The sequence below is a fragment of the Algoriphagus aquimarinus genome, assembly GCF_007997215.1.
GTDB classification, from domain to species: Bacteria; Bacteroidota; Bacteroidia; order Cytophagales; family Cyclobacteriaceae; genus Algoriphagus; species Algoriphagus aquimarinus_A.
The window spans coordinates 937,504-958,284 of sequence record NZ_VORW01000001.1 but is presented as its reverse complement, the minus strand read 5'-3'; the positions used below and the strand labels follow the sequence as shown (position 1 = coordinate 958,284).

The 20,781-nt window shown below is 40.4% G+C and carries 22 protein-coding genes; 13 read left to right on the top strand and 9 right to left on the bottom strand.

The features are described 5' to 3' along the window. Nucleotides 1-422: 422 nt before the first annotated feature. Nucleotides 423-845, bottom strand: a complete 423-nt coding sequence (locus tag ESV85_RS04330; protein ID WP_146915046.1) for a nucleoside-diphosphate kinase — start codon at nt 843-845, stop codon at nt 423-425. 184 nt (nt 846-1,029) lie between these two features. Here ESV85_RS04330 and ESV85_RS04325 point away from each other — a divergent pair, with 184 nt between their 5' ends. Genes ESV85_RS04325 through ESV85_RS04310 form a run of 4 tightly spaced genes read left to right on the top strand, consistent with a single transcriptional unit; the run spans nt 1,030 to nt 4,203 of the window. Further along, nucleotides 1,030-2,064 carry a DHH family phosphoesterase gene (locus ESV85_RS04325; protein ID WP_146915044.1) on the top strand — a complete coding sequence of 345 codons (1,035 nt, stop codon included), beginning with the start codon at nt 1,030-1,032 and terminating at the stop codon, nt 2,062-2,064. A 47-nt stretch (nt 2,065-2,111) separates the two neighbouring features. After that, nucleotides 2,112-3,035, top strand: coding sequence for an FKBP-type peptidyl-prolyl cis-trans isomerase (locus ESV85_RS04320; RefSeq protein WP_146915042.1), 924 nt, complete (start codon nt 2,112-2,114; stop codon nt 3,033-3,035). Between the two features lie 47 nt (nt 3,036-3,082). After that, nucleotides 3,083-3,643: an FKBP-type peptidyl-prolyl cis-trans isomerase gene (locus tag ESV85_RS04315; RefSeq protein ID WP_223275900.1), complete on the top strand. Its 561-nt coding sequence runs from the start codon at nt 3,083-3,085 to the stop codon at nt 3,641-3,643. 2 nt (nt 3,644-3,645) lie between these two features. Continuing rightward, a complete protein-coding gene (locus ESV85_RS04310; protein WP_146915040.1) occupies nt 3,646-4,203 on the top strand; it encodes an FKBP-type peptidyl-prolyl cis-trans isomerase in 558 nt (185 codons plus the stop codon). Between the two features lie 81 nt (nt 4,204-4,284). On the opposite strand, the gene ESV85_RS04305 is transcribed toward ESV85_RS04310, so the two are convergent. The 8 genes from ESV85_RS04305 to ESV85_RS04270 form a co-directional block, all read right to left on the bottom strand. Further along, on the bottom strand, nt 4,285-5,454 hold the full coding sequence (locus ESV85_RS04305) for a DUF4221 family protein (RefSeq protein ID WP_146915038.1): 1,170 nt from the start codon (nt 5,452-5,454) through the stop codon (nt 4,285-4,287). After that, nucleotides 5,451-6,596: a DUF4221 family protein gene (locus ESV85_RS04300; protein WP_146915036.1), complete on the bottom strand. Its 1,146-nt coding sequence runs from the start codon at nt 6,594-6,596 to the stop codon at nt 5,451-5,453. Before ESV85_RS04300 ends, ESV85_RS04305 begins: the two co-directional genes overlap by 4 nt. Next, a complete protein-coding gene (locus ESV85_RS04295; RefSeq protein WP_146915034.1) occupies nt 6,589-7,755 on the bottom strand; it encodes a DUF4221 family protein in 1,167 nt (388 codons plus the stop codon). The genes ESV85_RS04300 and ESV85_RS04295 overlap by 8 nt, the downstream gene beginning before the upstream one ends. After that, nucleotides 7,748-8,896: a DUF4221 family protein gene (locus tag ESV85_RS04290; RefSeq protein WP_146915032.1), complete on the bottom strand. Its 1,149-nt coding sequence runs from the start codon at nt 8,894-8,896 to the stop codon at nt 7,748-7,750. The genes ESV85_RS04295 and ESV85_RS04290 overlap by 8 nt, the downstream gene beginning before the upstream one ends. Nucleotides 8,897-8,905: 9 nt before the next feature. Then, nucleotides 8,906-10,048 (bottom strand): DUF4221 family protein, encoded by a 1,143-nt coding sequence (locus ESV85_RS04285; protein ID WP_146915031.1) that lies wholly within the window; start codon nt 10,046-10,048, stop codon nt 8,906-8,908. Between the two features lie 6 nt (nt 10,049-10,054). Next, on the bottom strand, nt 10,055-11,194 hold the full coding sequence (locus ESV85_RS04280; protein ID WP_146915029.1) for a DUF4221 family protein: 1,140 nt from the start codon (nt 11,192-11,194) through the stop codon (nt 10,055-10,057). A gap of 6 nt (nt 11,195-11,200) precedes the next feature. Further along, entirely contained in the window at nt 11,201-12,313 is a 1,113-nt protein-coding gene (locus ESV85_RS04275) for a DUF4221 family protein (protein WP_146915027.1), read from the bottom strand. Between the two features lie 423 nt (nt 12,314-12,736). Then, nucleotides 12,737-13,042 (bottom strand): DUF4286 family protein, encoded by a 306-nt coding sequence (locus ESV85_RS04270; protein ID WP_146915025.1) that lies wholly within the window; start codon nt 13,040-13,042, stop codon nt 12,737-12,739. A gap of 111 nt (nt 13,043-13,153) precedes the next feature. Between ESV85_RS04270 and ESV85_RS04265 the strand changes: the two genes are divergently transcribed. The 9 genes from ESV85_RS04265 to ESV85_RS04225 all read left to right on the top strand — a co-directional run bounded on the left by ESV85_RS04265 (nt 13,154) and on the right by ESV85_RS04225 (nt 20,768). Then, nucleotides 13,154-13,822 carry a carotenoid biosynthesis protein gene (locus tag ESV85_RS04265; RefSeq protein WP_146915023.1) on the top strand — a complete coding sequence of 223 codons (669 nt, stop codon included), beginning with the start codon at nt 13,154-13,156 and terminating at the stop codon, nt 13,820-13,822. 265 nt (nt 13,823-14,087) lie between these two features. Then, nucleotides 14,088-14,534 carry a sterol desaturase family protein gene (locus ESV85_RS04260; RefSeq protein WP_146915022.1) on the top strand — a complete coding sequence of 149 codons (447 nt, stop codon included), beginning with the start codon at nt 14,088-14,090 and terminating at the stop codon, nt 14,532-14,534. Next, nucleotides 14,531-15,421, top strand: coding sequence for a MerR family transcriptional regulator (locus tag ESV85_RS04255; RefSeq protein ID WP_146915020.1), 891 nt, complete (start codon nt 14,531-14,533; stop codon nt 15,419-15,421). Before ESV85_RS04260 ends, ESV85_RS04255 begins: the two co-directional genes overlap by 4 nt. A 199-nt stretch (nt 15,422-15,620) precedes the next feature. Further along, nucleotides 15,621-16,133 carry an RNA polymerase sigma factor gene (locus tag ESV85_RS04250; protein ID WP_146915018.1) on the top strand — a complete coding sequence of 171 codons (513 nt, stop codon included), beginning with the start codon at nt 15,621-15,623 and terminating at the stop codon, nt 16,131-16,133. Nucleotides 16,134-16,137: 4 nt separating this feature from the next. Next, entirely contained in the window at nt 16,138-17,613 is a 1,476-nt protein-coding gene (locus tag ESV85_RS04245; protein ID WP_146915016.1) for a phytoene desaturase family protein, read from the top strand. Between the two features lie 25 nt (nt 17,614-17,638). Then, complete coding sequence (locus tag ESV85_RS04240; protein ID WP_146915014.1) at nt 17,639-18,481, top strand: phytoene/squalene synthase family protein; 843 nt, start codon at nt 17,639-17,641, stop codon at nt 18,479-18,481. Nucleotides 18,482-18,483: 2 nt separating this feature from the next. Further along, the gene (locus tag ESV85_RS04235) at nt 18,484-19,194 is read left to right on the top strand and encodes a lycopene cyclase domain-containing protein (protein WP_146915012.1); all 711 of its coding nucleotides are present in this window, start codon (nt 18,484-18,486) and stop codon (nt 19,192-19,194) included. A gap of 3 nt (nt 19,195-19,197) precedes the next feature. Beyond that, nucleotides 19,198-20,043, top strand: coding sequence for a 4-hydroxy-3-methylbut-2-enyl diphosphate reductase (locus ESV85_RS04230; RefSeq protein WP_146915010.1), 846 nt, complete (start codon nt 19,198-19,200; stop codon nt 20,041-20,043). Nucleotides 20,044-20,066: 23 nt separating this feature from the next. Then, a complete protein-coding gene (locus tag ESV85_RS04225; RefSeq protein ID WP_146915008.1) occupies nt 20,067-20,768 on the top strand; it encodes a fatty acid desaturase in 702 nt (233 codons plus the stop codon). Nucleotides 20,769-20,781 lie beyond the last annotated feature (13 nt).

Sequence of the window (20,781 nt, the reverse complement as noted above, 5' to 3'; positions counted from 1 at the left end):
ATATACTAAATTGCAAGCATACGTACGTAAAATCATTAAGTAAGAGGAAGACTGAGTGAATACTGACTGTTGACTTAATTGTGTTGTCTGCTAACAGATAAATCTATCTTGAATTTGGCTTCACAAATCTGGGAGGAAGAGGCTTCTTGGGATAGCGAGGCAGTCAGGAGACTGCATTATCATTGGCACAAGCCTGCCTGTTATAAGCAGGTCAAGAGACTTGCGCCATTGAGGCCATTGGATCTTTAATGAAAAATTCCTGCTTCTGGAGAAGCAGGAATTGCGCCATTGGGCAAAGCGGGGCTTCGACTTCGCTCAGCCTGACAAAACTAATTGTGCTCTCTGTGGTTGAATCCAAATTGACTTTAAACAAAAAAAGCACTCCTTGACAGAGTGCTTTCAAAATTATTTTTGTGCTGGAATTAACCTACTCTTTCTGTCTGAGAGAAGTAGAATGCTCCTTCGATAGCTGCATTTTCGTCTGAGTCAGAACCGTGTACAGCATTTGCTTCGATAGACTTAGCGAAGATCTTACGGATAGTACCTTCAGCTGCATCAGCAGGATTAGTGGCACCGATCAATTTTCTGAAATCTTCTACTGCATTGTCTTTCTCAAGGATAGCTGCGATGATAGGTCCAGAAGACATATAAGCACATAGATCAGCGTAGAAAGGTCTTTCTGAGTGAACTTCGTAGAATTTACCTGCGATAGCTGGAGTCAATTGAGTAGCTTTCATGGCTACGATTTTGAAGCCTGCTTCTTCGATCATTTTAAGGATCGCTCCTGAATTGCCTGCAGAGAAAGCATCAGGCTTGATCATGGTGAATGTTCTGTTAGTTGCCATGTTATTCGTTTTTCATTGGTTTAAATCGGGCGCAAAAATAGACTTTTTCGTAGCATTCTCCGCATTTACTTCTGTAATTATAAGCTACCTGCTTCATTGTCAGCCAACTACTATAATTGGGAATTGTCAAAAAATTCCTGACCTTTGCGAGCTACAAGAGCCAAAAAGCAGCTAAATGTATAAAATGGAAGCTTTAGCCTCGTTTAAGAGAGAGATATCTTCACCCAAAAAAATATTCATTACCACTCACGTCAAACCCGATGCCGATGCATTGGGTTCTTCATTGGGAATGGCTAACTACCTACTCAAGAAGGGACATGAGGTAACTGTGGTGACGCCAACGGATTACCCTTCATTTCTTAATTGGATGAAAGGCAATGATTCTGTGCTGGATTTCAGTAATCCTAAGCACACAGAGATTGCCACCCAAAAGTTAAATGAAGCGGATCTTATATTCTGTTTGGATTTCTCTGTCTTAAAAAGGGTCAATGAATTAGGCGAAATGATCCGCAAGTCGGATGCACTCGTAATCAATATCGATCATCATCAGGATCCGGAGGATTTTGCTGACTTCAAGTTTTGGAGTACAGAGGCCGCCGCTACCTGTGAATTGGTATATGAACTGGTCGTGCAGCTAGGAGATGAGAAACTTCTAGACAAAGACATCGCAGAGTGTCTCTATGCAGGAATCATGACAGATACTGGTGGATTCAGGCATCCCAATACCACTAAGAACGTGCACCTCGTGGTCGCGGAATTACTGGACTTGGGCGCAGATACCTCTCAGATTGCCAATTGGATCTATGATTCCAATTCGGTGAATAGATTGAAATTTATCGGTTTTGCGATCAGTCGTCGTCTGGTGGTCTGTGAAGATCTTCACATGGCCTATTTTGCGATCAGCAAAAAAGATCTTAAAAAATATCAAAGCCGCACAGGCGATACCGAAGGTTTGGTCAATTATGCTTTATCTTTGGATGGGATAAAGTTGGCAGCCTTATTTTCGGAACGCGAAGACGGTATAAAAATCTCCTTTAGATCATCCAGCGAAGTAGCTGTGAATAAGTTTGCAGCAGAATATTTCGATGGAGGTGGACATAAAAATGCCTCAGGAGGCAAGTCTACATTAAGCCTAAGAGATACCGTAGAGCGATTCGAATCTTTAGTGGAAGAGAACCAGGATGATTTATACCGTTCTGTTCCTGTTACCGCAGATTGATGACCTTCGAAGACCACCACATTACCTTGAAAAATCACTTATCCTTTATGAAAAATTCAAAAAGCCTTTTGGCAATCCTTGCTCTCTTGGTTGGAGCGAGCATCTTGACTTCATGTAAAAAAACTAAAGTCACTGAAAAAGACGGTATCGAATATACCTATGTAAAAGAGGGAAATGAAAAAGCTCCAAACGGTGAGTTTTTACTTTACAACCTTGAGATCACTACTGCATCAGATTCTGTGATCTATTCTACGGCAGATTATCCTTTCCCTGGCTATATAATGGCCAACGATTCTATGCCAGTTGAGACCGGTATGGATGAGATCTTCCTTAGCCTTCGCAAAGGAGATAGCATCGCTTTTGAAACTACTATTAAAAATATTTATGGAGAAAATGCGCCTCCAACAGTGAATAAAGAAGATATAGTAAAAGTTCGTTTGGGAGCATTTGAAATCATGAACGAAGAAGCTATTCAGGCATACTTTGAAAAAGTGATGGCTGCTGAGGAAGTGAAAAAAGGTGAAAGAGCTAAAGAGAGAATAATAGAAGAAGAGAAAATCATTCAAGATTACATCAAAGAAAAAGGTCTAGCTGCTCAGAAAACAGAAAGCGGACTTTACTATGTGATCGAAGAAGAAGGAACTGGCGAGCCTGTTTCTGTAGGTACTACCATGCATGTGAATTATGCAGGTTACTTGCTTGACGGAACGTTATTTGACACTTCTGTGGAATCCATAGCAAGAGAAAACAATATGTTTAACGAAGGCAGACCATATGAGCCACTTCCTGTGACTGTAGGTATGGGTCAAGTAATCCCAGGATGGGACGAAGGTTTATTATTGTTAAAAAAAGGATCAAAAGGCAAGTTTATCATCCCTTCTCCACTAGCTTATGGAGAAAATGGAGCTGGAGACATGATTCCTGCTAATTCAGTACTTGTTTTCGATGTGGATGTAGCAGAAGTTCAGTAATGGACGTACTGTAAGTATATCCAGTAACTAATACAAAACCAACGACGATGAAAATTAGAATATTTGCCATATTAAGCCTGATTGCAGGCAGTTTCGCAATGGCATCTTGTATTGACGAAGAAGCTACGGACGAGGTAATACTAGCTAATGATAAAGCAGCAATCAATGCTTATATTGATACTACTACTATCGTTAATGTTAAGGAATTTCATGATGAAGCCTCCGGTTTGAGAATAATTTGGCAAGAAGTCTCTGATTCAGGGATGGGTGTAACTAACGGAGACACCTTGAAGGTAGATTATATCGGCAAATTGCTTTCAAATAAAGTATTTGATACCTCTATCAAGCAGGTGGCAGTGGATGGGGGAATATTTGCATCGACTAGAGTTTATACTCCCCTTGAGTTTCCAGTAGGTTTCAATCTATTGATTCCAGGTTTTGAATTTGGTGTGGGTCAAATGGAACAAGGTGATAAAGCCACTGTATTTATCCCATCTAGATATGCATATGGTCAACAAGGAACGAATGGGGTTGTACCGATCCCATCAAACGCTCCTATTATGTTTGAATTAAATCTTATAGAGGTAACTCAAGGACCACAGCAGTAATTATGAGTATTTATAGACTTAGTATTTTCGCCTTTCTACTGATAGCAATAGTATTCGCCAGTTGCGATGCAAAGAATCCATACGACACTGGACCTGTATATGACTATGCGGGGAATCTGACAAAGGACAGCCTTTTGATCGTGAAATACCTTGAAACCGCAGAGATAGACAGCTTATACCGCATCCATACTGCAAGCGGCGTCGTGGTCATCGTACAAGAAGAAGGAATAGGCTCTCGCCCGAATAACGGAAATATTATCTATACCAAATATGCAGGTTCATTGATGAGCGATGGTTCTGTATTTGATACCAATATTGAACAAGTAGCAATAGATAATGATATCTATGATGAAAATAGAAATTATAATCTACTCAGTTTCGTTCTAGGCTCAGGCAGTGTTATTCCCGGATGGGATAGGGGCTTCCTTAGACTCAGATCGGGTTCTAAAGCAAAACTCATTATACCCTCGCCTCTTGGCTATCAGAATTCTGAAACGCAACCTAAAATTCCAGCCAACTCGATATTGATATTCGATGTGGTATTCAAAGGAATGGACTAAAAAATAACAGAGGGCTTCGGCCCTCTTTTTTTTGTCTATATTTTTTAAACTACAAAGGGCTGAATAAATGCTAATACTCTCTCATTTAGAGAAATCTGGTTTCAACCGTACAAAGGCCATTTCATCATTCAGATTGATATAGGAATAGATCATACCCTTGTGCACGAAGGTCTTTCCAGCGAAGTATTTACCCAAAATTGAAATCCTGCTCCTGAGTTTCTCCTCATGGATTTGGTCTAGCTTTTCGTTGAAAACCGTCAATACATAGACATAACTAGCACTTTCCGGGTTGCTCTTGTCCAGCTCGCGGCTGTAGCGATAGAAGAGTTGGGAATCCGGATCTTTGACCAATGGCCCAAACGTAACCTCCTGATTCTTCCGCTGAGACCAGTACTCGAATGTCGCATGGGTGGTAACTTCTTTTCTATACTCCCCACTTTTCTTGTCTGAAGTGATCGTACTGTGATACGATCTGTGGACGACGCTGTCAATTTCAGAAATGTAGTACCATAGCTCATTACTGGCGGATGTGGACAAAATAAAATCAGGGCCATTCAATGTGAGAAATTTCATCTCAGTTGAACTGCTTCTTCTGCCTATATCATAATTTACAGTAATGGTATACTCTTTCAGCTGATCCCAAAAATCAATAGGAATAAGCTTCATGGATTTATCCGAGAACCTCACTTTAGCTACTCCCAAAATCTCACCTTTGGGTTTGAAGTTACCGTAAAGCCCCACGTAATAAGACCCATCAGCAGCGATTTCACCGGATCCATCTATATTGGTCTCATAGGGCAGCCGATCACCTTTCAGGGAACTATTATCAAGCTTGTAGGTGTCTATTTTCTTTCGCGCTGAATCCATCCGATGGATCACATAGAAATCTCTGAAAAATGTCTCTCCCAGGATAGTTTTCTTGATACCGGAAGGATAATACTCCTTAATACTATTCGGACCCCGCATATCGTACTGGATCAAGCGCAGCAGCTTTTGTTTTTCTACATCTATCACCTCCACACGCCCCGTTTCAGGCTCCAGATTGTATAAAAGTCCTTCTTGAGCAGAATAATCAGCCATCGTGAGATTCATGCCCAAGTAATGCTTGGTCCCTCCCCCATCTATCCTGATGGTATCTATGGTATAGCTAAACTCGATATCGCTTTTAGGAACCACTACTTCCTCCTTTTCCTCTTTGGCCGAGCAACTCATCATCGCTATCAAAAAAAGAAAAGTCAGATACTTACTCATTCTTCTAATATAGGTTTCAGTCTTATAAAAGCCATCTCATCCTCAATATTAATAAAGCTGTAAAGCATCCCATCTTTGAAAAATGGCTTTCTGGAACTATGAAAATTCTCCAATTCTTGCTCGTTGAGCATCTTAAAATCAGCATCAAAAAAAGTGGCGACCTGCTTGAAAACAACAGAATCTGCAATCATACGGTCTTTGTCGGTACTCACTCTCCAGAAAATATTTTGCTCAGGCAATTTCAAAAACTCTTGGAAAGAAACTTGTTCGTTTTTTGCCTTCTCAGCATCAGTCCACTCTTTACTTGAGTGCACTTCGTTAGGGAAATTTCGAATTTTTTCGTTGTCAGTAAGGCTTGCTTTAAAACTGTAGTGAGAAAGGCTATCAGAGCTGGTATTATAGCGATACACATCGTTATATGCCGAGGAGGAGACAATCAGCTTATCGCCAATGAAACTCAAATAAGTAGATTCTCCGGAAATAATACCAGGTGCATTTCCCTCTTGATGAATTATTTCAAATTGCTTAAGCTCTTGAAATAAGTTCATAGGAATGTACTTAATCGAGTCAGTCTCTAACTCTATCACTACGATTCCTTTTGCTGGTGTTTTGTAATCAAAGTTGACTAGTGTGCTCGCGAGTAGTTTGCCGTCATCAGAAAGTACGCTGTTCCATCCAATTTTCTCTTCCTCTTTTTGATCGTTATTTTTAATTTTGATTTGATCAAGTTCTATGGTTTTAACAAGCTTACCCTGCTCAGTGACAATGTGGATTTTAAACTGACCAAATAAACAGATGTTACCATTTTCCAATACCTGAATTTTTCCATAATAAGGGAGCCCAATTCCATCAGGACCTTCTTTTTCTAATTGGACTGTCTTCTCTAATTTGAGATTGTCCAAGTCCACTATCTCCAGTAGGAACGTTTTTGGATTTAGATTATAGAGCAGTTTCCGGTCAGGGGAAACATCAGCTAATTCCAAATCCTCGTTGAGAAAAAAGAAATGCTCCCCGGCATCCACCATCACGGTATCCACGGCGTAGGAGAACTTAAAATCATCATTGTTTTCTGCCTCGGATTTCTTTTCTGAAGAGCAGCTTATAAAAGCTATTGCCAACAGTAAGTATACGTATTTAGTCATGTTCAAATTTTGGTTTAAGCCTTACAAAGGCCAGTTCATCCTCGATATTCAAAAAGGTATAAATCATCCCCTTTCGGGCGAAGTACTTGTAGGGAAGCACGAAATCTGAAGGGAGCAGTTCTTCGTGTAGTTGATTGAACTCTGGATCAAAGGCAGTTAGGACGGTTTTGTACTGGATTGTGTCTCCTTTCATATGATCCATTTCCTTGGCAAAGCGCCAATAGACGTCGTTATGCTCATCAAAAAACAGTTTGCCATAGCTAACTTCTTTGTCTTTCTCATTGAGAATCTCTTGAAATTCCTCTTCAGAGTCAGAGCGAGGTGGGTAATTTCCCTTAGCTTCTTGGCTGGTGAATTTACTGGAGTAAGTTTTAGAAGAAATGGAATCTGTAGCGAGGTTGTAGAAATAAATCTTGTTTTGAGCGGAATTTGAAAACAACAAACTATCGTTTTTCATCAGAAGGCTGATGTCAGCCATAAGCATATTCATCGGGTGTACTTTCTCATAATAGAAAATAGTTTGATACTTGTCCAATTCCTTAAATAAGCCTAACTGTTTGTACTTCACACGCTTATTTTCCAGATCAAACAGCGCCAGCCCGTCTGCAGAATCTTCCATTTTCTCACCACCATACAATGTCGCAATGGTTTTCTCATCCTTAGAAAGCGTTTCATTTAACTGGATCCTCTTGCCTTCCGGAAGTCTCTCACCTTCAAACTCCTGCTTTGCATAGACCATAGTAGAAAGCTTGTTTCCTTCCTGATCGAAATGATAAACTTCATAATTGTCCGATAGGTAAAAAGTCCCATCAGCAAGCATATAAATATTGGACATGTAGGGAGATCGAATTGCATTGGGTCCATCTACGCTCATTGGAATGACCCGTTCCAGTTTCAGATTGTCCAGATTAATAACTTCTATGCCTGTTGGATTTACACCAGTTTTGAAATTATACAGATATTTTCCGTCTTGTGAAACCCCGGAGTTAATTAGAGAACTATTCAAGTAAATGAAGTTCTCCCCCGCATCCACCATCACCGTGTCTAGCTGATAGGAGAAATCAATGGCCGTGCCTTGCATATTTTCTGCACCTTCTTTAGTTCCGCAACTGGCTAAAACTGCTAGAATAATTGGAGTAAGTAGTCTGATTTTATTCATAAGTGGGTTTGATTCGGACGAAGCCAAGTTCGTCTTCGAGGTTGATGTAAGAATAAAGTGAGCCTTCTTTGAAAAAGGATAGTGAACTCATCGGTGAGTAGCTCACTTTCTGCTCATGAAGCTGAGTTAGGTCTTTATCAAAAATGGTCAGCACGGATTGGTATGCTGTAGAATCTCCGATCATGCGGTCAAGTGAGGTGCTGAATCGCCACAATTTCTCGTTTTGATCATCAAAGTGCAGCTTACCAAAAGTCACTTCCTTCACCTTCTCCTTGTTGAGTTCAAAAAGATTTTCTCGGGAATTGGCTCTTTTCTCATAGTTACCTTTCTTGGCATCATCGGTCAGTTCGGAGTGAAAGGACTTCTGTGCTACAGTCCCATTTGAGAGATCTAGGGTAAAGACTTCATTGAAGGCAGTGGAGGAAATGAGAATGTTGTTGTCAAATGGAACAAAAAAAACCGTCTCAGCTAAAGACATTTTACTATTCGCCTCTGGGCTAAATACGATGGAGAACTTATCGATTTTCTCAAAAATATCCATCGGCACTTTCTTTAGCTCCATGGTGCTGAGATTTACTATCGCTATGCCTTTCTTTGGGCTATTGTCCACTGAGCCATAGGTGCTGTAGAAGAATTTCCCGTCATCAGCCATAAATCCATCAGGATATATTTTTTCCAGTTCGGTAATAGTGTCTCCTTTCAAAGAGTCCGCGGTAAACCAATACTTGCTCACCTGATCACGGGCCGCGTTTAGCTTGATCATATACGACCAAGTATTCAGGTATAGGTCGCCATTATCAGTCATATCCATCATCGGGATATAGGCATTGGCGGCTCCAATTCCTGTTGGGCCTTCATTTTCGAGTTTGATCACCTCGGTGAGCGTCAACTTATCGAGATCAATTACTTCAAGTTCGGGCACGGTGGCGTTGAAGTTGTAAAGTGTTTTTTTGTCGGAACTGACCGTAGCAGTATTGAGGTAGTTCGATAGGTAGATGAAGTGCTCCTCGCCGGGGTCTACCTGCACGGTATCTATTTCTACGGTGAAGTTTAGAATACTGGAGTTGGCGGATTCAGAAGTACTTTTCTCTCCGCAAGAAGCCAAAAGCGCTAGTCCTAGAAATGGGAATAGTTTTCTCATGGTTGGTTGTTAGTTAAAATCAAAAGTGAAAACCGCGAAGCCCAGCTCGTCTTCGACATTGACGTAGGAATAGAGTTTGCCGTCTTTCATGAAATAAAAACGAGGAGGGTTGGTTAGATCCTCTAATAATTTTTCTCCCAATAAATTGAGATTCTCATCATAGATGAATAGATAGACTTCCGATTTGTAGGGAGTATCCTTTTTAATCTTGGGAATGGTTTTCCTTCCAATTCGAAAAAAATGATTGGACTTTTCATCCCAAAGGAGCTTTTCAAAGGCAATTTGAGTAGTTATTTTTTCAACTTCAGAATTAAACTCTTCTCGCGAAGAAACTTCGTTTTTGACAGTACCCGAAACTGCAGATGGGACTAATTGATGCTGAAAGGTGATTAATCTCATGGAGTCAGCTTGGTAGTCGTAAGTATAAACACCTGAGGAAATACCATTGGACACATATACTTGGCCATTGAGCTCCTGGATGTATAATGGTGTCATCAAACTTATACTGCCCTGATTACTTATTAAAGTGATATCAAACTCTTGGGCTTTTTCTATTTCAGGAAGTTTGATGGTCTTCCCTGACTTTTGAGAAGGATTGATGAGAACTAGTTTTTTTTCGCCAAAATCACTGTACCCAGTAAAAGAGAAGAGCAAATTCATTTCTGCAGACCTAGTCAGCTTTAGATAAATAGGAAGATCTGTTTCAATCCCTTCATATTTCTCGGCTATAAGTGGAATATCATCCAGTTTTTTACCTTCTCTATTAAATACCCCCGCCTTTTCAAATCCAGTAATCAAAAATCTCCCATCAGGTAGCGCCTGCAATCCTGCTATGTATTCACCCACTCCATCTGGGCCTTCCTTTTCGAAAGGCAAAACTTCCACAAGTTTCAATTGATCGAGATCTACCACGGCTAGGGTATGATCCTTATTATTAAAAACGTAGAAAAATTTTTGATCCTCAGAGAGGCTGGATGATCCTTCCAATTGCAAATAATTCTCTATTGAAAGAAGCTCGCCTCCAGCATCGACCACTAGGGTATCCACCGAGTAAGTCAGGTTCTCGAGGACATTGCCTGATTCAGCACTTTCAGTACTTCCTTTTTCACCACAGGAAGCAATTAGAAATAGAACGGGGATTAGTTTTTTCATAGTTTCCTAAAAATTAAAAGTGAATACTGCGAAGCCTAGCTCGTCTTCGACATTGACATAGGAATAGAGCTTGCCGTCTTTGAAGAAAGGGTAAGAAGGAATCTGGTCAACATCTTCCAGAAATTTCTCACCGATCAACTTCAAATTAGCATCGTAAGCGAAGAGATACACTTCAGCTTTCGTAGGAGCTTCGTCGTTTTCTTTTGGGAGTAATTTTCTGCCAAACCTGAAGAATCTATTGCTGCTATCATCCCAAAGCAATTTTTCAAAGCCTATCTGGCTTGATGCTTTTTCCATTTCGCTCCTCCACTCATCTTCAGAGGACACTTTGTTTTTGATGGCTCCTGTTTTGGCTGGCGGCACTAGCTGATGCGGGAAAGTGAAAAGCTGCAATGAGTCCTGCTTGTAATCATAGCGGTAAATATCTGAAGTGACAGAGGTACTGATGAATACCTGCCCGTCAAATTCTTGTAGGTTGACATCTTCTACATAAATCGACATCATCTCGGTGCTTTGGAGAATGATCCTAAACTCTGACGCTTTATCCATCGCTGGAATATCGAGGATCTTTCCAGAGCTGTTTGCAGGATCTAAAACGGCCAAATCTCTGGATCCTTCCATGAAATCGCCTGGAAGCGAGAAAAGCCACTTGCCATTCGCAGATTGCATCAGTTTATAATTCATCGGCCCATCACCTTCGATGTCCACTCCTTCAAAATCTGTAGGTTTAAGCTTGAGATCTTCGATTTTGACTCCATTTCTATCATAAATCCCCGAAGTCTGAAAACTTGAAAACATAAACTTTTCGCCGTCAAGCTTCTGCATGGTTCCTACATACTGTCCAATGCCATTGGGTCCTTCCACTTCAAAAGGCAGAAACTCCTCCAACTCCAATTGGTCTAGATTGACAATGGCGATTTGATGCTCTTTTTGGGTAAAAAGATAGAGTTTGCTTTTGTCGTCTGAGAGGTTAGAAAGCCTCAATCCTCCAGACAAGTCAATGATTTCCTCGCCTGGATCCACTACAAGGGTATCTACAGTATAAGTGAGGTTTTCTAGAATGTTTTTCTGTTCAGTAGATTCTGATTTTTTACTGCCACAGGCAGAAAGAAGTGCTAAAATGGAAATCGTAAGGAGTTTTTTCATGGTTTCTTAAAAATCAAAAGTGAATTCAACTAAAGCGGGTTCTTCTCCCACATTGATAAAGCTGTACAGTTTTCCTGCATGAAAGAATTCCATGTAAGGGATATAGTAGAAATCTGGAATGAGTGTTTCGCCCGTGAGATCAAAATTCTCATCATAAGAGAATAGGTAGGCTTTTGTATAGTCTTCGTTGGTTGTTCCAATTCGGAAATAATTTTTGCGTGTCTCGTCCCAGTAAAATTTTCCAAAAGTGATCTGCTTTTGCATCAGTTTGGATACTTCCTTTCTTCGCTCTTCGGAGTTTATCTTGGTTGGGAATTCACCTGTTTTGGACTTCGCAACTAGGGTATGTGGGAACGTATGAAGTTTCAGAGAATTTCGCTTCCAATCGTAGGTATAGATAGCTGAAGTGGCTCCGCTGTAGATGATAAATTGATCGTGGAGAAACTGCGTAGTTATGAAATCACCTGATTGAGACATTTCCTCTTCGAAGATTACCTGATAATTTTCTGTCATCTCCAGCGCGGGTAGATCTAGGATTTTACCAGACATGGATTTCAAGTCTATGACGGCAAGTCCAGCGGGTGGAGCGCCATATTTTGAGGGGAGACTCACGAGGGTCTGCTTATCAGGGCTGATATAGCTGTTTTTTGTGAGCTGGAAAGAGGCATCCAGATTTAATCCTGAAATGTTATCCACTCGAAGCTTATAAGACGTTAGCTTTTTTCCATCAAGTCTATAAATCCCTGATCTGACAACGTCAGTCATAAAAAATTCATCATTTGGCAGCGCCTGAAAGTAGTTGAAATAAGAAGGAATTAGATTTGGTCCATCGGTTTCGAAGGGATGACGAGAAACTAACTTCTTTTCAGCCATATCATATTCATGCATTTCCTTTTCAGGTTCATAGAATAGGAAAAGATTATTTCCATCTTCACTTAGATCATAACTGGAATAACCGTTAGAATTAAAAATCTCTGCTCCTACATCTAACACAAGGGTGTCAACAGAAAAAGAAAAGTTTTCGAGCGAGTTAGTGCTATAGGCGGATGATGATGACTCTTTAGTTTGGCAGGAATACAGAAAAACAATTAGAGTAGAGTAAAAAAATAATCTCTTCATAAACAGTAGGGTTAGCTATAAAACTAAATAAACTGTCTTAAAAAAGCGATCCTAGAATGTTAATAAATCAAAAAAATAGTTGGGAACTGCAATAAAATGAGGCTTGGAAATTATGATATACTGATTTGATATTTATGCAGGTTGGGGGAGTGGAGGGAATGAGATCTTGGGGATGTCTTGGATTGGTCACTCAATCCATGGGTTGAACCCATGGTTATTGATAGGTTTGACCACTTTGTGGTCATGCAATTGAATCTATAAACATTCGATTTTAAATCTTCAAATTGAAGATCCCGAAGGGATCAAACTTTTCAATAACCGCGGGTGCAACCCGTGGCTAAATGAAATAATGATTTATCAAGGCAACCCCAAAGGGGTTGAATTATTAGTAAAGGATTAAAACTAATATCTGCTTTCTAGGCCCTAATCCACCGACTCCATCAATGTTCGGAAAGGAATTGCCTTCTCACCATAGCGAGCCTGGGTTTCATAGCGAAGCGCAGTTGCGAACCGGCTTTCATACTCGATTAGCTTTTTCGTGTTTTCTGCAAAGAACTGCACAGCATAATTCGTCACGTTGTCATCTGGGCTATTGAGAAGCCTGAAGAATTTATGCTCAACAAATAATCCAGTTGCGAAAATATCAGGAATGTGAGTGCCTTTCATCCATTGGACAAAATCCTCTTCGATCTCATTGGAAACGGTGAAAGTGATGTTGTAAAGAATCATATCGGGGGATTTTGGCTGGAATTTCGTTTTTTTGCAAACAGATTTGCGATTTCAAAGTTAGGAATCCCAACGCTAAAAATAGAATTTACCTAAACCAAAGCTTACCTAATTATGCATATGATAGCCCAAGTTCCCCCAGAGGCGCAGAATAAGCGATTAATTATCGCAAAAATCGCAGTGGTTGTATTGTATGCGGTGGGGGTGATTGGATTGAGTTTGCCTGAGTATAGAGAGCTTTTTCTGAAGCTTACTCCAGCTCAGTTGTTGCTTTCATTGGTAATCCTCCTAGGTTACCATCGCGGCTGGTCTGATGCTTTTCCCATCTTTGCCACAGCAGCGTTTTGGATAGGATTTGGAGCTGAGATCTTAGGAATTCACACGGGGTACTTATTTGGTGACTATGTATATGGTACCACTTTGGGTCCCAAACTCTGGGACGTTCCAATTGTGATCGGGGTGAACTGGTTTATTTTGGTTTATCTGACGGGGACAGTTTTCCACAAGGCAACGGACAATGACTATTATGCCGCGTTGCTGGGAGCTACGGCGATGACCGTCATAGATTACATCATGGAGCCTGTGGCAGTAGCCTTGGACTTTTGGTATTGGAAGTTTGAAATTATCCCTGCGGGAAATTATTTCGCATGGTTTGGAGTGGCCTTTTTGATTCACTTGATTTACAGAAAGGCTAATTTCGATAGGGAGAATCCACTTGCAGCTTGGATGCTGGTTGCTATGATCCTCTTCTTTACGATTCTTAATTTCACGCTTGAGCTTTGAACAATTTTGAGTGTTTCGCTCTTGCAGAGCTTTACTAATTGAATTTCGATTTGTAACCCAGCCCTTCAGCCTGGGCTTTAGTATCTTGGGCTTTCAGCCCTTTGATTCTAAATGAAATGATTTTAAAAACAACCTTGCAGTTACATAGGGATTAATTAAAATACAAAGTTGTGGCCTCTGCGTCCGGATAGTTATCGGGACTACGTGTTCGTGGTGGCTATAAAATTACTAAAACAAAAAAAGACCCTCTGAGGTTGTTATACAGATGATTGAAGCGATTGCCTTTAGCATAGTAGGTTTTGTACTGATGGAATTGTCCGGTTGGGCGATTCACAAGTATGTGATGCATGGGCCTTTGTGGAATATTCATAAGACACACCATGAGCATTCAGAATCCTTTTTCGAGCTGAATGACCTGTTTTCTCTGCTATTTGGAAGTATTGCTGTACTTCTGATATTCTTGGGAGTGGGGGAATTGGACTATAGGTTTTGGATTGGAATAGGGATAAGCACCTATGGTATGCTGTATTTCTTCCTTCACGATGTTCTTATTCATCGTAGAGTGAAGTGGCTGGATAGACCTAGAACTGGTTTTCTAAAAGGAATCTTCAAAGCACATCAAGCGCATCATCATAGTAGAGAAAAGGACGGATCAGTATCATTTGGACTGTTTTTGGTTCCAAAAAAATATTTTAAGGACACAGAAAGGTGAGCAATTACTCGATAAAGGATTTAGAGCAACTCTCTGGGATCAAAGCACACACGCTAAGGATCTGGGAGCAGCGGTATAATCTACTCAAACCAAAAAGGACGGATACAAACATCCGCTATTACGATGATGTAGATCTGAAGTTGATCCTCAATGTAGCTATGCTGAATACCCACGGTATTAAGATCAGCAAAATCGCCGCGATGAGCAGCAATGATATTTCTCAGGAAATCATACGACTCACAGATCAATCGATGGATCACAACGATCAGATCCAGGCCCTTACAATCTGTATGATTGAAATGGATGAAGATAGATTTGAGAAGGTGCTCTCTACCAATATACTTAAGCTTGGTTTCGAAGAAACCGTGCTTGATGTGATTTATCCCTTTCTGTCCAAAATAGGCGTACTCTGGCAAACAGGAGCTATCAATCCCGCACAGGAACATTTTATATCTAATTTGATTCGCCAAAAATTGATTGTAGCCATTGATGGGCAAATGGGAAAGAGCCAAGGCAAAACGTTTATGCTTTTTCTTCCAGAAGGTGAACTACACGAACTATCTATACTCTTCAGTTCCTATCTGATCAAAAAACACGGGCATAAGGTTATCTACCTGGGACAAAGTACTCCTCAAATAGACTTAATTTCTGTATATAAGATTCAGCAACCTGATTATTTGCTTACGATAATTACCTCCTCACCCTCAGGAGATAAAATGCAAGATTATTTGAATATGCTTGGAAAGGAATTCCGCAATTCAGAAATTTTCATATCAGGTCTTCAAGCTTTAGACCAATCACTTTCTATTCCTTCTAACCTCCGTTTGCTTACGTATGCAAAGGAGATAAAACAGGTTTTACTTCAAATGGAACATGAGACTGTTTAGATAAATCTAAAATATATTAAACAAAAGTATTCTTGATGAATACTTTTTTTATGCCCTAAAAACACTAAAAAGCCACATTTCAATCTTTTTTGATTAACAGGAGGGCATATTTGTTTAAACAATACGATAAATAATTAAACACTTTCTTGTTATTTTGTTTAACGAATAGTATGTTTGCTTAAACAAAAACTACAAGGCCATGACTTCAATCGAATTCAGTTACTCTTTAAATCAGCTTTCGGGTGTATTAAAGCCGTTTGCGTTGAAATTGACCAGAGATCTTGACGATGCAAATGATTTGCTTCAGGATACTATGGTAAAAGCATTTACCAACCAGGACAAATTTGCTGAAGGCACCAATCTGAAAGCTTGGCTGTACACGATCATGAAGAACACCTTCATCACCAACTATCAGAAAATGGTGAGACGTGCGACTTTTGTAGATACCACAGAGAACCTTCACTTCATTAATTCCAGCGCTAGCTTAATAGAAAACTCTGCTTATGGTGACTTTGCGGTGGATGATATTTACCGAGCTATAGACAAGTTGGACGACATCTTCAGCACTCCATTCTTATTGTATTACAGAGGATTCAAATATCACGAAATCGCTGACAGACTGAGCATACCGATTGGAACTGTAAAAAATAGAATTCATATTGCTCGTAAGCACCTCAAAGAGGATTTGATGGTATATAAGCACGTAAATTAAGGAGATGAAGCAAAAACATGCGGTGGTCATAGGTTCTGGATTTGCTGGCCTTTCTGCCGCTACACATCTTGCTGCCAACAACTTTTCGGTTACACTTTTGGAGAAAAATGATTCTCCTGGAGGTAGAGCTCGAAAATTTGAAAGTCAGGGATTTACCTTCGATATGGGGCCAAGCTGGTACTGGATGCCAGATGTATTTGAAGACTATTTTTCACATTTTGGCAAAAAACCTTCAGATTATTACGATCTAATCCGCCTTGACCCATCCTATTCGGTGATTTATGGTCAAGATGACATATTGGAGATCCCAGCAGATCTAGATGAGTTCAAAGCCATGATGGAGCAAATTGAACCTGGGGCTGCAGTTCAATTGGATAAATTTTTGGGGCAAGCCAAGTATAAATACCAAGTAGGAATTCACGATCTGGTCAAAAGACCAAGTCGATCCCTTATGGAGTTTGCCTCTTTGGCACTGATGAAGGATGTGATGCGCATGGATATATTCCAGTCCATGGCTACTCACGTAAGGAAGTTTTTTAAATCTGAAAAAATCATTCGCTTAATGGAATTTCCTGTGCTTTTCCTAGGGGAAACAGCAGAGAATATCCCAGCACTTTATAGCCTGATGAACTATGCAGACATCGCTTTGGGTACATGGTATCCAAAAGGTGGAATGCATGAGATAATCAAAGGAATGGTGCAGCTAGCAGAGGAAACCGGTGTGAAAATCCGCTACAATGCTGAGGTAGAAGAAATTGAAATCGAGCAAGGGGAAGCCAAAAGAGTAAGACTTATCTCAGGAGAGAAAATAAATGCTGATGTGGTCATAGCTGGTGCAGACTATCACCATGTGGACAGAAATTTAATCAATCCTAAATACAGTAATTACAGCGAGGAATACTGGGACAAGAGAGTATTGGCACCTTCCAGTTTGCTCTTCTATTTAGGAGTCGATAAGAAATTGGAAAATTTACTCCACCATAATTTATTCTTCGACGAGCCACTTGGTCCGCATGCAGATGCAATCTACAGCAATCCAAGATGGCCGGAAGCTCCGTTATTCTATGCATGTGTTCCTTCGGTAACTGATGCTACAGTTGCTCCAGAAGGAATGGAAAATCTGTTTTTACTGATTCCATTGGCGCCAGATTTGGAAGATTCAGAAGAGACAAGAGAAAAATATTACGGATTGATCATGGATCGACTGGAGAAAATCACGGGTCAGGAAATACGTTCTCATGTTACATTCAAGCGATCCTATGCGCATTCAGACTTCAAAGCTGATTACCATGCCTACAAAGGCAATGCTTATGGATTGGCAAATACCTTGAAACAAACGGCGCTATTGAAGCCTTCGCTAAAAAACAAAAAGGTAAGTAATCTGTTTTACACAGGTCAGCTCACTGTCCCTGGACCGGGGGTACCACCATCGCTGATCTCGGGCTATGTGGTTGCAAAAGAAGTAATTAGGGAAAATTAGAAGTAATTAAAGTATATTCAATATCATGGACGCTAAGCAGTTATTTGACCAAACAAGCCTGGAATGTGGCAAGCTGATCACGCAGCGCTACAGTACCAGTTTCACCCTTGGGATTCAGACGCTGGACAAGAAATTCCATGCTCCGATTTACGCAGTTTATGGTTTTGTGCGCTATGCCGATGAGATCGTAGATACTTTCCATGAGCATGACAAAGCCAAATTACTGGCTGAATTTAGATTGGCTACTTACACTGCGATTGATACTGGGCTTTCTTTAAATCCAGTGTTACATGGCTTCCAATTGATCGTAAATAAATACCAAATTGATCTGGACCTGATAGAGTCATTCTTCAAAAGCATGGCGATGGACTTGGACTTCAGTACATACAATGACGACCGATACCTAGAGTACATCTATGGATCGGCAGAAGTAGTCGGCTTGATGTGCCTCAAAGTGTTTGTAGAGGGTGATTCGGCCATGTATCAACGGCTAAAACGACCGGCACAAATGCTAGGATCTGCCTTCCAAAAAGTGAATTTTCTGCGCGACATCAAAAGTGACTACGAAGAGCGTGGAAGAGTATATTTCCCAGGTGTTTCCTATGAGATGTTTGACAAAATAGCAAAAGGCATCATCGAAGAAGAAATACAGAAAGATTTTGATGAAGCCTTGATTGGGATAGCTCAACTTCCGGATGGAGCAAAACTAGGAGTGAAAGTCGCCTACTTATATTACCAAAAGCTATTTGATAAGATCAAAGGATTGTCAGCTGCAATCATTATCAAAGAACGAATAAGAATCCCTAATTCCCAGAAATTCACTCTACTCGTAGGAACATACTTTGGGAGCAAACTAGGCTTAAGCTAAGCATGGAAAAATACCTATATCTTGCTATCAACCTATTTGCGATTTCCTTTCCACTCATTCGATCCTTTGAGCCAAAAATCAGGTTTTCCAGCAAATGGGGAGCCCTTTTTCCTGCTCTGATTCTAACGGCCATTTTCTTTTTGGTATGGGATCACTGGTTCACCGTGATAGGTATATGGGAATTCAATCCAAGATATTTACTCGGAATATTCATTTTCCAACTACCAATAGAGGAATGGCTATTTTTCTTTACCGTTCCATTTGCCTGCATTTTCATCTATGAAGTATTGATCTACTTTTTCCCACAGGACATTTTCAAGCCTCTGGGGAAGCCTTTTGTATTCTTGATGATACCGGTTTTAGTGGTTCTGGCATTTTTGAATCTTGACAAGACGTACACGGCTGTCAATTTCTTTGTCGGAGCACTCGCGTTGGGAATTCACTGGTTGATTTTCAAAGACAAATACATCGGAAGGTTTCTCTTTGCCTATTTGGTCCACCTGATTCCATTTATCCTATGCAATGGTATACTGACAGGCGGTCTTACTCCTGAGCCGGTGGTGATCTATAATAACGCTGAAAATCTGGGGATCCGAATATGGACTGTTCCCATAGAAGACACAATTTATTCCATGACATTACTGCTGATGAATGTGTCACTATTTGAATTTTTCAGATCTCGAAAAACAATTCAATCTGCTAAAAGTTACTAGGTTATGAAAAACCTCCAAGTACATATCGACTCACATTCTGGCTTCTGTTTTGGAGTAGTTTATGCTATCGAAATGGCAGAAGATATTTTGAATGAAGAAGGCATTTTATACTGCCTCGGGGATATTGTGCATAATGATGAAGAAGTAAAGCGTCTGAAAAACAAGGGATTGATAATCATTGACCATGAGAAGCTAAAGACACTTCAAAATGAAAAAGTGCTGATTCGGGCACATGGAGAACCACCTGCTACCTACCGACTTGCAATTGAAAACAATCTAGAACTAATAGACGCGAGCTGTCCTGTGGTGCTTAAACTCCAACACAGAATCAAAAACTCCTTCGACAAAGGAGATTCCATTTATATCTATGGAAAGCATGCCCATGCAGAAGTGATCGGCCTGCTAGGTCAAACAAATAATAAAGCGGTGGTATTTCAGGATATTTCAGAATTGGACTTGGCCGCTCTGCCTAAAAACATCACCCTCTATAGCCAGACGACCAAAAGCACTGACAAATTCTACGAAATCAATGCGCTTTTAAAGGATAACGGCATAGAAGTGAATACTAATGATACGATCTGCAGACAGGTGTCTAATCGTGACAGAGAACTAAGAGATTTCGCCACCAAGTTTGATAAAATCGTCTTCGTCAGTGGCACCAAATCTTCGAATGGAAAGGTGCTATTCAATGTCTGCAAAGACACTAATCCCAATACTTTTTTCGTGTCAAATTCTGAGGAAATTGAATCTGATTGGTTTATAGAAAATGATCGAGTGGGAATCTGCGGAGCCACTTCCACACCCATGTGGCTGATGGAACAAGTGAAGGAAAGGATTCTGACTTTCTGAGAAAACATTCCCAAATTGCCGATATGAAGTCTGAGTTCACACGTGCGTCTGTTGATCCAAAAGGTGTATTGATCGCCTTAGCTATTGTAGGCCTGTGGTTTCTGAGCTTAGTTCTACTTCTCAACTATCAGATTTCTTGGTACAATCCACTCATTTATCTGGGTATTTTAATCCAAATGCATTTGTATACAGGACTTTTCATTACTGCTCACGATGCGATGCATGGCTTAGTCTCCTCAGACAAAAAACTGAATAATGCCATCGGCTGGACTACAGCCCTGCTATTCTCGTACAATTTCTACAACAGACTGTTTCCAAAGCATCACGAGCATCATCGTTTTGTGGCAACAGATCAGGATCCGGACTATCATGATTCGGACAATTTCTTCGCGTGGTACTTCAGCTTTATCAAGCAATATGTTACCATTTGGCAAATTCTCCTGATGGCTGTGACATTCAATATTTTAAAGCTATTTCTCCCTGTGGATAACTTAATTGCATTCTGGATGTTGCCCGCAGTTTTATCCACATTTCAGCTTTTTTACTTTGGTACCTACTTGCCTCATAAAGGAGAGAATGACAATAAGCATCACTCAACAACTCAAGCTAAAAATCACTTTTGGGCATTTATCACCTGCTATTTCTTTGGCTACCACTACGAGCACCACGACTCTCCGAGGACACCTTGGTGGAGACTGTGGCGCGTAAAGGAATCGCACCACTAAACCAATGGAATTT

Bases quoted from the DNA above. Each gene is read 5' to 3' on its own strand.
- ESV85_RS04235 (WP_146915012.1), top strand. From the start codon at position 18,484: ATGGAAAAATACCTATATCTTGCTATCAACCTATTTGCGATTTCCTTT.
- ESV85_RS04290 (WP_146915032.1), bottom strand. From the start codon at position 8,896: ATGAGAAAACTATTCCCATTTCTAGGACTAGCGCTTTTGGCTTCTTGC.
- ESV85_RS04320 (WP_146915042.1), top strand. From the start codon at position 2,112: ATGAAAAATTCAAAAAGCCTTTTGGCAATCCTTGCTCTCTTGGTTGGA.
- ESV85_RS04270 (WP_146915025.1), bottom strand. From the start codon at position 13,042: ATGATTCTTTACAACATCACTTTCACCGTTTCCAATGAGATCGAAGAG.
- ESV85_RS04250 (WP_146915018.1), top strand. From the start codon at position 15,621: ATGACTTCAATCGAATTCAGTTACTCTTTAAATCAGCTTTCGGGTGTA.
- ESV85_RS04295 (WP_146915034.1), bottom strand. From the start codon at position 7,755: ATGAATAAAATCAGACTACTTACTCCAATTATTCTAGCAGTTTTAGCC.
- ESV85_RS04265 (WP_146915023.1), top strand. From the start codon at position 13,154: ATGCATATGATAGCCCAAGTTCCCCCAGAGGCGCAGAATAAGCGATTA.
- ESV85_RS04225 (WP_146915008.1), top strand. From the start codon at position 20,067: ATGAAGTCTGAGTTCACACGTGCGTCTGTTGATCCAAAAGGTGTATTG.
- ESV85_RS04285 (WP_146915031.1), bottom strand. From the start codon at position 10,048: ATGAAAAAACTAATCCCCGTTCTATTTCTAATTGCTTCCTGTGGTGAA.
- ESV85_RS04280 (WP_146915029.1), bottom strand. From the start codon at position 11,194: ATGAAAAAACTCCTTACGATTTCCATTTTAGCACTTCTTTCTGCCTGT.
- ESV85_RS04260 (WP_146915022.1), top strand. From the start codon at position 14,088: ATGATTGAAGCGATTGCCTTTAGCATAGTAGGTTTTGTACTGATGGAA.
- ESV85_RS04305 (WP_146915038.1), bottom strand. From the start codon at position 5,454: ATGAGTAAGTATCTGACTTTTCTTTTTTTGATAGCGATGATGAGTTGC.
- ESV85_RS04240 (WP_146915014.1), top strand. From the start codon at position 17,639: ATGGACGCTAAGCAGTTATTTGACCAAACAAGCCTGGAATGTGGCAAG.
- ESV85_RS04330 (WP_146915046.1), bottom strand. From the start codon at position 845: ATGGCAACTAACAGAACATTCACCATGATCAAGCCTGATGCTTTCTCT.
- ESV85_RS04310 (WP_146915040.1), top strand. From the start codon at position 3,646: ATGAGTATTTATAGACTTAGTATTTTCGCCTTTCTACTGATAGCAATA.
- ESV85_RS04300 (WP_146915036.1), bottom strand. From the start codon at position 6,596: ATGACTAAATACGTATACTTACTGTTGGCAATAGCTTTTATAAGCTGC.
- ESV85_RS04230 (WP_146915010.1), top strand. From the start codon at position 19,198: ATGAAAAACCTCCAAGTACATATCGACTCACATTCTGGCTTCTGTTTT.
- ESV85_RS04275 (WP_146915027.1), bottom strand. From the start codon at position 12,313: ATGAAGAGATTATTTTTTTACTCTACTCTAATTGTTTTTCTGTATTCC.
- ESV85_RS04245 (WP_146915016.1), top strand. From the start codon at position 16,138: ATGAAGCAAAAACATGCGGTGGTCATAGGTTCTGGATTTGCTGGCCTT.
- ESV85_RS04325 (WP_146915044.1), top strand. From the start codon at position 1,030: ATGGAAGCTTTAGCCTCGTTTAAGAGAGAGATATCTTCACCCAAAAAA.
- ESV85_RS04315 (WP_223275900.1), top strand. From the start codon at position 3,083: ATGAAAATTAGAATATTTGCCATATTAAGCCTGATTGCAGGCAGTTTC.